The 14,785-nt window shown below is 46.4% G+C and carries 6 protein-coding genes; 2 read left to right on the top strand and 4 right to left on the bottom strand.

Annotated features, from left to right (window positions below; genetic code table 11):
• Window positions 1-44: 44 nt before the first annotated feature.
• The gene (locus tag E5355_RS08985) at window positions 45-3,230 is read right to left on the bottom strand and encodes a SusC/RagA family TonB-linked outer membrane protein (RefSeq protein ID WP_136010089.1); all 3,186 of its coding nucleotides are present in this window, start codon (window positions 3,228-3,230) and stop codon (window positions 45-47) included.
• A 234-nt stretch (window positions 3,231-3,464) separates the two neighbouring features.
• On the opposite strand from E5355_RS08985, the gene E5355_RS08980 reads away from it, so the two are divergent.
• Together E5355_RS08980 and E5355_RS08975 are read left to right on the top strand one after the other, a co-directional pair.
• A complete protein-coding gene (locus E5355_RS08980; protein ID WP_136010088.1) occupies window positions 3,465-7,409 on the top strand; it encodes a hybrid sensor histidine kinase/response regulator transcription factor in 3,945 nt (1,314 codons plus the stop codon).
• Window positions 7,410-7,504: 95 nt separating this feature from the next.
• Complete coding sequence (locus E5355_RS08975; RefSeq protein WP_210434525.1) at window positions 7,505-9,058, top strand: cellulase family glycosylhydrolase; 1,554 nt, start codon at window positions 7,505-7,507, stop codon at window positions 9,056-9,058.
• Window positions 9,059-9,114: 56 nt separating this feature from the next.
• On the opposite strand, the gene E5355_RS08970 is transcribed toward E5355_RS08975, so the two are convergent.
• From E5355_RS08970 to E5355_RS08960, 3 genes are all read right to left on the bottom strand, one after another.
• The gene (locus E5355_RS08970) at window positions 9,115-11,520 is read right to left on the bottom strand and encodes a TonB-dependent receptor domain-containing protein (RefSeq protein ID WP_136010087.1); all 2,406 of its coding nucleotides are present in this window, start codon (window positions 11,518-11,520) and stop codon (window positions 9,115-9,117) included.
• Between the two features lie 172 nt (window positions 11,521-11,692).
• Window positions 11,693-13,327 carry a hypothetical protein gene (locus E5355_RS08965; RefSeq protein ID WP_136010086.1) on the bottom strand — a complete coding sequence of 545 codons (1,635 nt, stop codon included), beginning with the start codon at window positions 13,325-13,327 and terminating at the stop codon, window positions 11,693-11,695.
• A gap of 114 nt (window positions 13,328-13,441) precedes the next feature.
• Window positions 13,442-14,611, bottom strand: a complete 1,170-nt coding sequence (locus tag E5355_RS08960; RefSeq protein ID WP_136010085.1) for a MalY/PatB family protein — start codon at window positions 14,609-14,611, stop codon at window positions 13,442-13,444.
• Between the last annotated feature and the right edge of the window lie 174 nt (window positions 14,612-14,785).

Genomic DNA, 14,785 nt, shown 5'->3' with positions numbered 1-14,785 from the left:
ATATCTTTTTTAGTAAATGTATCTGATAAATTTCATGGGGTCTCTTAAAATTTCACATTGACATTGAAACCGTAGCTCTTGCGTGAAGGCAACGAGCCATACTCCATACCCATACCGGTGGTATTGTTGTAGTTGGAGTCCGGGTCAATGTTAGGAATATTCTTCCAGACAATGAACGGATTACGAGCAACAAACGATATTGTCAGTCCATCTACCACATTCTTCAGCCAAGCCTTGGGCAAGGTGTAGCTCAATGTGATTTCGCGACACTTCACATAAGAGTTATCATAGATAAACATGGAAGGCGCATTGCGACAGACACTCATCCAATACTTCTCGGGATTAATCACAATGTCATTTTCACGATAAGTACCGTCACCATTGTCTATCACACCCGGAGCAATGAAACCGCCGGTGGGCATCCAATCAGGAGAATCTTTGGCATAGCCTGCTGCCTGACGGGCCTCTTCGGACTTATACCATGCTTCGCGGCCTTCCAAAGTGGCCATGCTCTTGCCCGTCTCATGCGCGGCCCGAGCTGACATAGAATAAAGATCAGCCCCTACCTTCACATCAAAGACAGCAGAAAGTGAAATATTCTTATAGGAGAAGTTGGTATGGACACCGCCGGTCCAGTCCCAGGAGGCATTTCCCAGTACATGGTTGCTCTTGTCGTACATAGGCAATCCGGTTGACGGATCGATAAGAATATCACCGTTTTCGTTACGCTGGAAGTCGGGACCTACGATAGAACCGAAATTCTCACCTACCTTGGCAGCCACTTGTACGTCAAGCCATGTAGCCTTTTCCAGTTCAAACATATCCATGTCGTCCACCAGTTTCTTCACCTTGTTACTATTCTTCGAGAAGTTGAAATTCAAATCCCAAGAGAAATCTTTCGTTTGGATCGGACGAGTGTTCAAAGCTATTTCCACACCTTTATTCTCTATTTCACCTGCATTAATCAAACGATAGCCATAACCGGAAGTCGAGGAACTGGCCATACCCATAATCTGATTCTTACTAAGCTGACTGTAATAAGTGAAATCCAAGCCGATACGGTTCTTCAGGAATTTCAGTTCCAGACCCATTTCGAACGAATTGGTCTTGGTAGGTTTCAAATCTTTATTGGGAATAGTGCCGTTACTGATATAACCAATAGTATAACCCGGATAAGCAAACTTAGACTTGGTATACACCAATCCCAACTGATACGGATCGGTATCACTACCAACTTGCGCCCACGACATACGCACTTTACCATAAGGAAGCTTGTCACCCAATTTCAGCAACTCGGAGAATACAAAGCTACCGGAGAAAGAAGGATAGATATACATGTTATTACTGACGGGCAATGTGGAAGACTGGTCGCCACGAAGGGTTGCATCAAAGTAAAGCATGTGCTTCCAACCCAGGTTAACGGCACCATAAATAGAGTTAATCTGCTTACGATAACTGTAAGGCTCTACACTTACTTCATTGAAGCTCATCAAAGCCACCACATCGCGAATCTTCATGTCCTTGGCAGTAGTGACTATAGTCTGGTTATTCACCTTGTACAAGTTACCGCCCAATGTCGCATTAAAGTCGAAATCTCCCCAAGAGTTATTATAGAGGGCCAGAAGTTCAAAGTTATACATGCGATTACGAAAATTATTATTCTGCAAGTAACCGGATTCATATCCCGGTGTGGTAGGAGCCTTATAGTCTTCAAAAGTAAACCAATTAAGCTCGGCTCCTGCTGTCCCCTGTACCTTCAGGTTTTGAGTGATGTTCCAGACAACCTTACCATTGAAACGGAATTGATCTTTCTTGGAGTTGTTTGAGTTCTTGTAAACATCCCAATAAGGATTCACATTATAAGGGTCCATGCCATTCCAGTTAGAGTATTCACCGTTGGCATCCTGATAAGTCTTAAGCCATTTCTGGTCATAAGTGGTGGCCAAAGTCATCAGATTCTTGCCTATATTTGATTTACTGTCTCCCAATGCCGGACGGTTTTTCACATCTTCACGGGTATAGTTGCCACTGAAGTCCAAGTCAAATTTCCCGGCAGTAGTATTGGCACGCAAATTGAAGATGTCCCGGCTCATATGAGTCTTTGGTACGATATCTTTGTTGCGCATATCAGTATAGGTGAAACGAATACCGGTCTTGCCATTATTCACCCCAATGATAGCACTGTTAGTTGCAGTAAAGCCTGTGCGGAAGAACTGGGAAGTATTGTCTGGAACTATCAGATAAGGACGTTCCACACCATCGAAGTACTTAAGCATATTGGTACCGTCAGCTTTGGCCCCCCAACTCATGTTGGTATTAGACACAGCATTGATGGGATAAGTACCATTACTGCCCATACCATAAATCTGCTGGACATCATCCCATTTGGCCAACTGGGTATCAAAAGTCATAGTTCCATTGTATTCCACGCTGATTTTATCCTTATTGGCTTTCTTGGTAGTGATAAGGATTACCCCATGGCTGGCACGACTACCATAAAGAGCCGATGCCGCGGGTCCCTTCAATACCGACATGCTCTCAATGTCATCGGGATTTACACTGGAAATACCGTCGCCAAGGTCAAAACCACCATAAGTACCGGCGCTACCAAAATTTGTATTATCCAAAGGCACGCCGTCTATCACATACAAAGGCTGGTTATTACCGGTCATTTCTGTGCTACCGCGTAATATTACACGCGAAGAGCCTGAGGCTCCACCCGCGGTCTGGCTCACCACCAAACCCGGCACACGACCTGCCATTGAATTGATAACATTCGTTTCTTTGGCCTTGGTCAATGCCTCACCTTGTACCTCGGCCACACCGTATCCCAAAGCCTTGCGCTCGCGCTTGATGCCCAAAGCGGTTACTACCACTTCACCCAGCATCTTACTGTCTTCTTCAAGTACAATATTCAGTGGAGCATTGCCTGCTTTCACCTCCTGCTGCTTGTATCCCACAAAACTGATGATTAACGTTGCGCCGGGTTTGACGTTTAAACTGAATTTGCCGTTTAAGTCGGTAACAACACCGTTGCTGGTTCCTTTTTCAACGACAGAGGCCCCTATCACCGGACCAAACTCATCTTTCACAGTACCTATTACTTTGTTGCTTTGCTGTTCTATTGCAAAATTTTCAAATGAAGCAGCTCTCACTTGCGAAAAACCTCCCCATAAACAGAGAGTAAGTGTACCACAGAGTAACGTGTTTTTACATTTCTTTACTTTCATAATATTAATAATAAAATTTGTAAGCCAGATTCTTGGTCAGGTCACAAAGTTCACCAAAGTATCCATTCATCAGGTTTGAATCCCTACATATCAGGTTTGAATTCTTACATTTTATCACAAAATACTGATTTTCAACACAAAAACTTTCAATAATTCGAACTTATTTGGATTATTGTTTTGAACATTCACAGAGTTAATGTACTTTTGTACTCGTTAACCAACATTGCATAGCAAATGTATATCTGCACTAAACAAACTCTCCAGACTCTGGTCTTACTTTTCTTCATGCTGTTCTCAACCACAGCCTATGCAGACAAGTATGTCCAGCGCTTTTCCAGCCTGAAATTTGGTACAGAAGAGGGTTTGAACAGCCTACGGGTCTTTTCCATCGCAACAGACAAGTCGGGAGCTATATGGATGGGCACACTTGATGGAATCAACCGTTTCAATGGGCGTTCGATGAAAAGCTATCAACTAGGAACCAATCAGAAATTATCCGATGCTTCAGGAAGCACCACAATGTTAGCTATAAGTCCTAACAATTCACTTTATGCTTATAACAATGTAGGACAGATTTACAAATACAACTTGCTTACTGACCAATTCGAACTCTGGCTTGATTTAGCAGAACATATCTACATGGGCCTGATTCTCCAGCACCTTCTTATCGACTCGCAAGAACAATTGTGGATAGGACTGAGCACCGGGCTCTATTGTTGCCGATTTGGTGAAATGCCTCAACTTATCGATTCAGAAAACCATGTGACCTATATCACCGAATTGCCTCAAGGTATTGCCACCGGTAGCACATGTGGCCTGCGTATCTATTCCAAGGATAGAGTTTTACTGCATAAGCTCTGTCCAGGCACCTATGTACAAAGCCTTTTAGTGCCATCAGGCAGTGATACATTATTGATAGGCACTTTCAATAGTGGAATAAAAAGCGTCAACCTCAACTCATGGCAAGAACAGGCAACCGGTGCCGTAACTCTTCCTCATACTCCTATCCGTTCCATGATAGAAATGACACCTTCTACCATCCTATTGGGATTTGACGGAGATGGAGTCTACACCTACAACTACCTGACCGGCGAGACAGAACCACTCTTCACACGTGCCAACCGAATGCTTACTGCCATGGGAGTATATTCCTTATGCCTGGATTATGAAGACAACATATGGATAGGAACCTACACTGGCGGCGCATTTCTCATGATGCCCGAAGAAACCACCACCACTTTACTAAGACATCACAAAGGAGAAGAGCCCTCCTTAGCCGATGACAATGTAAATGCATTCTGTGAGCAGCGCAACGGTGAACTGTGGATTGCCACCGATGACGGTATCAACATATACAATCCCCAAAATAACCGATGCAGACAGATACTTGCAGGTAATGTGGTATTAAGCATCTCCATTGATTCTCAGGATAATATTGCTGCAGGTACTTATGGTAATGGGGTATTTCTTCTCAACAGCCAGGGAGAAATTTTACACCATTACCTTAGCGACAATAGCAGCTTACCATCCGACTACCTCTCTACAGTACTGTTTGATACAGACGGAGATTTATGGATAGGGACAATGGAAAATCAGTTGCTGCAACTGGAATGCTCCACCCGGCAATGGAAGTTACACAACGTAATCAAAGTACGCTGCATAGCACAAAAGGATGCACATACCATTGCTGTAGGTACAGTAGACGGACTGGTACTGATAAACAAACAGACCGGAACATCCACACATTTGTTTAAGAGTACTGACAATAAAGGAGAAGACTTCAATGCTTTCATCCAATCCATAGTATTCGTAGACGATGAGCAGGTCTGGCTGGGAACTGACGGTGGAGGCCTTTATTTATATAACTTACAAACTGCTGAAAAAAAGGCATTCTCTACCGAACAGCGTCTGCCGTCCAACCGTGTGAGTGCCTTGCTCATCGACCATAGCAATATGTTATGGATTACTACTGATCACGGTTTGGCATGCCTTCCTCCGCAGCCATCCATGCAGATATACAACCAGAATTTCGAGCAAGTAATGTCGAGGTTCTACAACCGTTCCGCAGCCACTCTTTTAGCCGACGGACGCATAGCACTGGGAAGTACCACTGGTGTACTGATATTCAAGCCTCACATTTCACTGACTTCCTATCAGTCTCCATCCTTACAACTCACCGACTTCCGAATAGACAATATAGATGCCAGGGAGTCTGCGGGCATGCGCCCAGAACTCATGCAAATGCTGGCAGATAGCACCATTATTTTATCATATCGCCATAATTCATTCACAATGGGATTCGAGTCTGTAAGCTTCCGCTATCAGGAAGACATTGCATACGAATACATGCTTCAGGGATTCGACCGTAACTGGAACAAACTGGGAAATAATGAACAACTGCGCTACACAAATGTGTCGCCAGGCAGATACCGGCTTTGCATACGTTCATACAGCCTCAATAGCGGACTCATACTGAGCAGTCGGACTACGTGTATCACAATCTGCCAGCCATGGTGGAACACTTGGTGGGCATGGATATTATACATCATGACACTATGGGGTATAATAGGAGCAGTTATAAAAAGTAAACAACAACAGTTGGTACGCCACTATATGAACGAAAAAATCGCCTTTTTCGTAAGCATAGCCCATGATATCCGTACCCCACTTACACTTGTCAAGGCTCCTCTGGACGAACTACGCCATGACTCCACACTTCATGAAGATGCCGTCCGGTCTATCGGACTGGCACATTCCAATCTCAACAAGCTATTGGATATATTATCACAGTTACTTGACTTTGAACGGATAGATCATTCCAGCATGAAACCCCAGATAGAAGCTGTGCCGCTAAAACAGATTACAGACAATCTCCTTACCATCTTTCAACCCCTCTGCCAGCAACAACAAAAAACATTGCAGACGAGTAACATCGACTGTCAGTTGGGAGTATGGGCCGACACGAAATTATTGAACCGGATACTCACCAACCTTTTATCCAATGCCCTAAAATATACCCCTGCAGGAGGAAAAATCAGCATCAGAGCGAAAGCCGAAGCAGACAAAGTAAAGATTATCGTGAGTGACACCGGAATCGGCATCTCCCCAAAAGAACAAAAGAAACTGTTCACAAGCTTTTTCCGTGCCAGCAATGCCATCAGTTCCGGTACTCCGGGCATCGGTCTGGGGCTATTGCAAGCCAAGCGGCTTGCCACTTTGTTGAAAGGCGACATCAAGGTTAGCTCCGTCGTGAATCAAGGTTCGGAATTTACGCTCATACTCAATAAAGCTACAATCACAAATTCTGCGGCATCCGTTGCCACTCCTGCTATGGAAAGGCCTGTCACTATGGAAGCCCCCATACTCTGCGACTCGGACAAAGACACATTGCTTATAGTAGAAGACAATGACGAACTCCGCCTCTATATGCGCCGCATATTTGAACCTATTTACTGCGTCATAGACAAATCTAATGCACAAGAAGCATTGGAATATATGGAAACGCAATACCCCAGTTTAGTATTGTCCGATATAATGATGCCCGGCATGCAGGGTGACGAAATGTGCAACCGGATAAAAAGCAATCCTGCCACTTCGGGCATACCTGTCATACTGCTCACTGCCAAGACCTTCAGAACCTCCATCATAGAAGGGCTGCACAAAGGAGCCGATGACTACATAGCCAAGCCTTTTGACATAGATATACTGAAAGCCAAAATTCAGACGCAAATAGAAAACCGCAAACGCCTGCGGCAATATTACACACAGATTGCACTGCGGCATGACCTTCCAACAAGCAAGACTATTGAGGAAATGCCTACTATACAATCCAGCATGCCCAATAGTGCAGACAGTGCCTTTGTAGAGAAAGCGACTCAAATCGTGAAAGAAAACATAAGTAACTTTGAATTCGACATTGACCAACTCTGCCGGGATATGGCCATGTGCCGGACTCTTTTCCACGAACGACTGAAAGCTCTTACCGGGCATACCCCGCAAGATTTCATCCGTATTATCCGCCTTGAGCAGGCTGCCGCCCTACTGCAACAAGGAATACCGGTGACCGATGTTTCCATACAAACGGGCTTTGTGAACTCCAAATATTTCAGCACCCTATTCAAGAAATATTTCGGTGTCCAACCCAGCCGATACACCGGGCAAAGAATGAATATAGGCTGATTTGTAGGATTTCAAACCTCTATATGCAGAATTTCAAACTATACATAACCCCATTACCGCTAACTTTGTCGCCATAAACCTATAAAACTGATTTTATGAGCACAAAGTTCATCTTCTTGAAGAATGTAATGGCAATACTATTGTCCATAAACATTTTGTCCTGTTCCAGCTCCAATTCCTCCATAGAGGAGTTGCCCTATCTCACAGTGAAAAGTGTATACCCTCAGAACCTCGCAGCTGCCGGTGGAGAAATAACCATCCGTGTTTCATCCTATCCCGTCGCAACAGCCCAATCCAATGCCGAGTGGATGACACCGAAATCAAAGACTTCTTCCGATAACCTTATGTCATTTACATTTACAGCAGAAGCCAATAAAGGGAATGCGCGTAAAGCCAGCATAACTATCACGGCCGGTGAAAAGGAAACCGTCATCATCATCACCCAAGCTGCAAATAATGAACAAGAGAACAAACCTGCCATAGACGAAAATCTGCCTGCCGTAAAAGTGGCAAGGGAGCTGGGGCTCGGATGGAATCTGGGTAACCAGCTTGACGCTCATGTAAACGAAATAGCCGACGAGACTTCATGGGGTAACGGCAAAGTTACACAAGAGACACTCTTGAAAGTAAAACAAGCCGGATTTACATCAGTCCGCATCCCCGTTACCTGGTTGGGAAAAGTAGGCGAAGCCCCGCACTATCATATTGACGCAGACCGGCTGAACCGCGTGGCAGAAGTGGTGGAATATGCTGAAAGAGCCGGGCTGAAAGCCATTATCAACATCCATCACGACGGACACCGCCACATCCACGAAGACGGTTTTGATGAGCACCGCTGGCTTGATATCGTAGAAGCAGCACGAAACAAAGACGTAAATAACGCCATCAAAGAGCAACTCAAATCCATGTGGACACAAATAGCCCAACGTTTCGAGAACAAAGGCGAATTCCTAATTTTCGAAGGCCTCAATGAGATTCATGACGGAAGATGGGGTACCGGCACCAACACCACCGATGGAGGCAAACAATATGCCATACTCAATGAATGGCAACAAGTTTTTGTAGATGCCGTCCGTGCCACCGGCGGCAACAATGCAACCCGCTACTTAGGTATCAGCGGCTATTGCACAAACCCTGATCTTACCATAAAACACCTGCAGCTCCCAACAGACCCGACAAAAGACCGTCTGTTAATATCGGTACACTACTACGACCCTGCCAACTTCGCATTGGAAAATAAATTTGCAGAGTGGGGACACACCGGCGCCCTCAGCAAAAAAGAGAAATGGGGAGACGAAGAGCATCTTGAGAAAATCTTTGCAGCACTAAGAACCGCTTACGTAGAAAAAGGGATTCCCGTATACATTGGAGAAATGGGGTGCGTACACCGCAACAACAACCGTTCTGAAGCATTCCGCAAATACTACCTGGAATATGTATGCAAAGCTGCACGCACCAATGGCATGGCCGTATTCTATTGGGACAACGGCAATGCCGGCGCCGGACGGGAATGTTCCGGGCTGATGAATCACGCCACAGGAACTTATGTCAACAATGGAAAGGATGTGATAGATGTCATGACCAAAGGGTATTTCTCCAATGATTCTTCATATACATTAGAAAGCCTATACAATAACGCTCCACAATGAACGACAATCTCTTACTTAGCAGCAAAAGGGAGAAACCGGGTAGCATCCTTTCCGCATTATAGCCTCCTCTGAATATCCTCGTTACTGTTCCGCTGGCCCTTGCTACGTATATCACCACCGAAAGTATAGGATACACCGATACGGAAACTGGTAAAGGCAAACTGATTGTCGGCAATTATCTTCAGCCCGTTGGACATGGTTTCCAATTTGGAATGGCTGACAAACAGATTGTTGACATTCAGGCTGAGGCTGAGCTTATTGTCCAACAACCGGTAAAGCATACTTGCACTGACGCTGTAAGTGGGGCTCATCAGATAGATGCCCTGATACTGACGGGAAGAATAGGAACCGGACAACGTAGCCAGAAGAGTCTTCTTTTCATTGAAGAAGAAAGTGTTGCGCAGACTGGCGTCATAAGCCCATCCTTTCTCCTCGGGAGAGGTGGTGACAGCGCTGGAGGTAGTCCGGCGATAGCTCACTCCATGCTGGGCGTAAGCTTGCAGCCATTTGGTACGGAAAGTGTACGAATTGTTAAGCCCGAAAGCATGCGTCTTCATGAAATTCTCCCAAAGGAAAGAAGTCACATTCGTTTCGGCATCCAAGTCCACAACCTGGAAGAATACATCGTCCGAATAAGAATAATAAGCGGAAACATTGAAGTTGTTCTTCAACGTATATCCCAGTTCTGCATTGTAAGTGTAGCTGGGTTTCAAGTCCTCACGCCCGCAGGCATACGTATATTTGTTCTGATAGAACGGAAAAGGATTGACCATATTCTGCGACGGACGGGAGATGCGGTTGGAGAAACTGAAGTTCAGCGCATTCCCGTCTGTAGGCGAATAAAGCAGATAGACAGTAGGGAACAAGCGCGTATAGTCGTGCTTGTCCTCCGTATCCTTCGCTTCGGAAATACCGGTAGTGCGGGTGTGCTCCATACGCAAGCCCAACTGCATGGAAAAACGTTCGGAATATTCACGGCTATAATCAGCATATAAGGCATAGATTTGCTCCTTGTAACGGAAATAATCATCCTGCACCAGCGTAGGGTCCGACGTATCGTAATTGATACCGTTGCGAGTGTTGGTAAAGGAGACCTTGGCACCTGCCGTTATCTTGTACTTTTCAAAAGGAAGGATGAAATCAAGAGCGGAGGAGACTACATCCACCTTGCGATGTTGCAGATAGTTGTAATCGAAGTTTGTACCCGGAATCTCCGTACCGTCAGGCAGGAGGGTTTTCGAGAGAAAGCCCATATTTTCGTCCCGGTTGTCACGCAGGTAATCCACATCCCAAGTCATTTTCTTGCCTTTGTCATCCCAGACCTTATCGGTATGGAAGTTCAGATTGAGGCGGTCGGAACCAGTATCCTTGTCACTGTTGGAGTACAGCAGAGAATCCAGTACGGCGGTAGAGGCATCGTAAACTTCCGTCCATGAAAGGGCGTTGCCCGGTTTGGGGGCACTGTGATTATAGATGGCCTGCATACCTGCACTCCAGTCCCGTTCCAACGATACATCCACACCTCCCTGAAGGTAGAAGCTATTCATGTAATTGGTGTAGTCGGCACGGCTGTTCCAGATGTTCTGCGGAAAATAGCGGTAATTCTTCTCACGCGTCTCATAGTTGCCCTGCGTAGTACCCCCGTTGAGGAAGGATGACACGCGCCCCTTGCTGAGGTTCAGGCTTACCCCGCCATATCCGTAATTGTCCTTTTCACCAGCGCTGTAGGAAGCGGAAGCCGTACCACCCACGTAATCTTTGGGACGTGACTTCAAGCGAATATTGATGATGCCTGCATTTCCGGCGGCATCGTACTTGGACGGAGGCGTGGTAATCACCTCCACCTTCAGTATCTGGGAGGCGTCATAGGAACGGAGGTAATCTATCAGTTCATCCCCCGACAGCTTCGTCTCACGGTCGTTGATATAAACCCTAATCCCCCCTTTACCTATAATACCAATGCTGTTTTGTCCAACCTGCAGACCGGGCACTTCACGCAGAAGGTCGAGTGCACTGCCTCCGGCAGAGGCTATGGTATTATGTGCATCGAACACTACCCTATCCACCAGACGCTTGATAACGGGACGCGCGGCCGTAACGGTCACTTCGTCCAGCGAGGCGGAAGAAGATTTCAATGTCAATTCGCCAACGTTTTTGTTTCCTCGCAGCACAACGGGCAGGTAGAGGTCTTCACTCCCGATAAGGGTGATATGCAGCAAGTATTCTCCCTGTGGCCGGTCAAAAGAGAAACAGCCTTGTGTGTCGGTCAGCATGCCGGTAATATAGGTGCTGTCCTTTGCCTGCTTCAGCAGCACATTCGCCACCTCTACCGGTTGGCGGTTCTCGTCCTGCACACAACCGGAAAGCCGATAAGTCTGGGCGGAAAGGAAAGTGGCCATACTTGCCAAGGCCATCCATACCATCACTCTTTTTCTAACGTTGTTCAGTAGATTCTTTTTCATTATGCGTTTGATTTTAATGTTTCACCTTTTGTATTTCACTGATGCAAAAGTAGGGGTAAAACATGCCTCAAACGGTCTATATCGAGGAATAAAAAGTCTATATTTTCAGACCACAAATCACTGTATATGAACACTTTAAATTTGCAATAGTCTATATCAGGCCTTTTCCGGTCTATATGCTCTTCATAAACTCTACAATGCCCTCTTTCTCTCCCATCCCCAGCTTCTTGCGGATAGTCGTTTTCCGTTGGTAGATGGTGGGAATGCTTTGTTGTGTCACCACACTAATCTCCTTCGTCGAGAAGTCCGCACAAAGCAGACAGCAAAGCTGTTTCTCCTTGTCGATGAGCACATCACCGAAACGGCTGTTCATTTTTGTGTAGAAGTTATCATAAATCCGGTCTATGATGGGGTACAAATCCTCCCAAACCAGCAAGCTCTCTACCGGCAGTTCATGGCTGGTAATACCGGAAATGCGGCGAAGCAGTTCCCGGTTCTGCGAGGTGGGCTGTTTAGCCACCAGCCGAATCATGCCCAATTGCTGCAACAGTATTTTACGGAAGAACTGTCCGTCCTCCTCTTCCGACCGGCTCTTTGTCGCATCCTCCAGCAACCGGGTCAACGTTTCTGCCCGTTCCTCCGCTTCAATCAGCCTATCGCGCCGGTTACGGACATAAAGAAATGCACCGCCACCCGCAAGTACCAGTACCAACAGTGCCAGCAACAAATTCAACTGTGCCTGCTTCCGTTCCACCGTCAGAATCAGGTTGGCTTGCGAAAGCGTCTCCTTCGACTCATCCTTACGCCGGACTGTGCTTTGCACTGCGGTAAGGGCATTGGCCACAGAATCGTTATAACGAGCCACATCCAGCACATCAAACGTACGGTAACGTGTATAATCTATCAATGCCCTGTATACTGCCACCATATTCTCTTCCGTCAGAAACCTGTTCCTGCCTTCACTGTGTTCTCTCTCCTTATTCAAATAGTATTCTGCCGAATCAATCAGTCCTTCTTTCAGGAACACCTCCACTTTTACCAAATCTCCCATACGCAACTGCACCGGATCGACGACATACTGTTCCATACGGCGAATAGTAGCTATCGCACCGGAAGGTTCATCAAAGGAATAGGCCTGCAACTGGGCATAATTGCGCAGATAATGCACTATCCGGTTAGTATCTCCCGACTGCATTGCCAATCCTATGCTACGCTCCATGTAATAAGGTGCAGAATCATTCTTATTCAGCCCCAGGGCAATACCCATGGAGAAGAAGTTCTCGGCCTTTGCATTCAGGGCTATGGCAGCACGGAAAGTTTCTATGGCTTTCTCATAATCTTTCCAGACGTACACATACCAATATGCCTTATCACTCAGCATATCAGCCATTCTTCCGGTATCCTGCAAGGCTTTGGCAAGAGCTATGCCACTGTCAATGGCAGCCATACACTGTCCGTGCTTTTTCAGCCAATGCCAATACCAGGCCTTCAGTTGGTAGGAGAGCAGGTTCTTCGCTGTGTCGTTGCAAAAAGCATAATAATCGGAAGCAGGCAATATCAGGGAATCTTCCGTCATCGAGTTTTTCCGCTTACAGTGCACATAGGCATTCAGCCATCCATACAACAACCGCTCTTCACCCGAGAGCTGCGAGGGTTTCTCTATCTGCGACAGCAACGCAGAAATGCTGTCCACATTCATTTCCACTTGCTCTTCTGCCAGATACAGCAGACGCACATCGTTCATCTGCCGGCAGGAAACGAGGCACAGCAATGCAAACAACAGTCCCAGGAAAGGTAATCGATTCATATATAGGAGATGTGTTTTCAGACAAAAGAACATTTTTTTCCTTCTGTTCTTATGTTTTTGTTCCTATGTTCTTCTGTCTAAATCATTCTTTATTCAATCCGTCAAACGCAGTTGTCATCTGCCTGCAACCGCAGCTTCCAGTTGCTTCAATGCCTGCTCCAGTACCGAACGCGGGCAACCGATATTCAACCGCATAAAGCCCCTGCCCGGTTCACCGAACATGGTTCCGTCATTCAGTGCCAGATGCGCCTTGTCCACAAACAGCCGCACCAGTTCCTTCTGAGTCAGCCCTAATCCCCGGCAGTCCAGATAAATCAGATAGGAAGCCTGCGGACGTATCATGCCGATGCCCGGAATATGCTCGCGCAGGTAGTTCTCCGTGAAGTCGATATTGCCCTTTATATAGTCCAGCAGCTGTTCCAACCACTCCTCACCATGCATATAGGCAGCCGCCGCACCGATATAGGCCAACATGTGTCCCTCGCAGAACTCGCCTGCTTCCATGAACCCTTGAAAACGGTGGCGGATGTCTTCATTGAGGATAATGGCGTACGAACTTCCCAATCCCGGCATATTGAATGCTTTGCTGGGGGCCATGAAGGTGAGGGAGTTCTGTGCCGCAGCTTCTGAAACCGTGGCAAACGGATGATGCTTATAAGGCGGCAAAGTCAAGTCGGCATGTATCTCGTCGGAAATGACGAATGTATTGCTTTCCTTACAGATGTCGGCTATCCGCTTCAGTTCTTCCACCGTCCATACACGCCCGCCCGGGTTATGGGGATTGCAGAGAATCAATACTTTGCATCCTTGTATATCCTTACGGAAGCGGTCGAAATCAATTTGATAATGTCCGTCTTTCAGGTCAAGCGGAGAATAGACCACTTCACGCCCCATGCGCTGCGTCACCAGGAAGAAGGGATGATAGACGGGAGGCATCACCATCACCCGGTCACCGGGATTGGTGAAACATTGCAATGCGAAGGCTTGACCGCGGACAATGCCGGGTACAAACGTCAGCATCTCGCGAGTGACGTTCCAACCGTGGCGACGACTGAGCCAGCCGCAAATGGAAGTGTACCACTCCTCGCACGCAGACGTATAGCCCAGCACCTCATGCTCAAGGCGCTTCCGCAAGGCTTCCATCACAAACGGAGGCGTGCGGAAATCCATATCCGCCACCCACATGGGGAGGAGGTCATCGCGCCCCCATACATTCTTCACGCCATCCCATTTCACGGAGTCGGTACCACGGCGCTCTATTACTTCATCAAAATTGTAAGTCATATGCTTGTTTTTTTATTGTAGTTTCACTAATTCAACGAATCAATTTGTTTTGTTTTTATACCACCCGAAAGCTGATTTACAACTACCTGATTATCAGTATATATAAATAAAGCCTATTTCAGTCGTATACTGAACCCTATTCAGTATACGACTGAAATAGGCTCAGTATACGAC

This window comes from Bacteroides muris (ex Afrizal et al. 2022), from assembly GCF_004793475.1.
GTDB lineage: Bacteria > Bacteroidota > Bacteroidia > Bacteroidales > Bacteroidaceae > Bacteroides > Bacteroides muris.
Note: the sequence above shows the minus strand (reverse complement) of the source record. Positions and strands in the feature narration are given on the sequence as shown.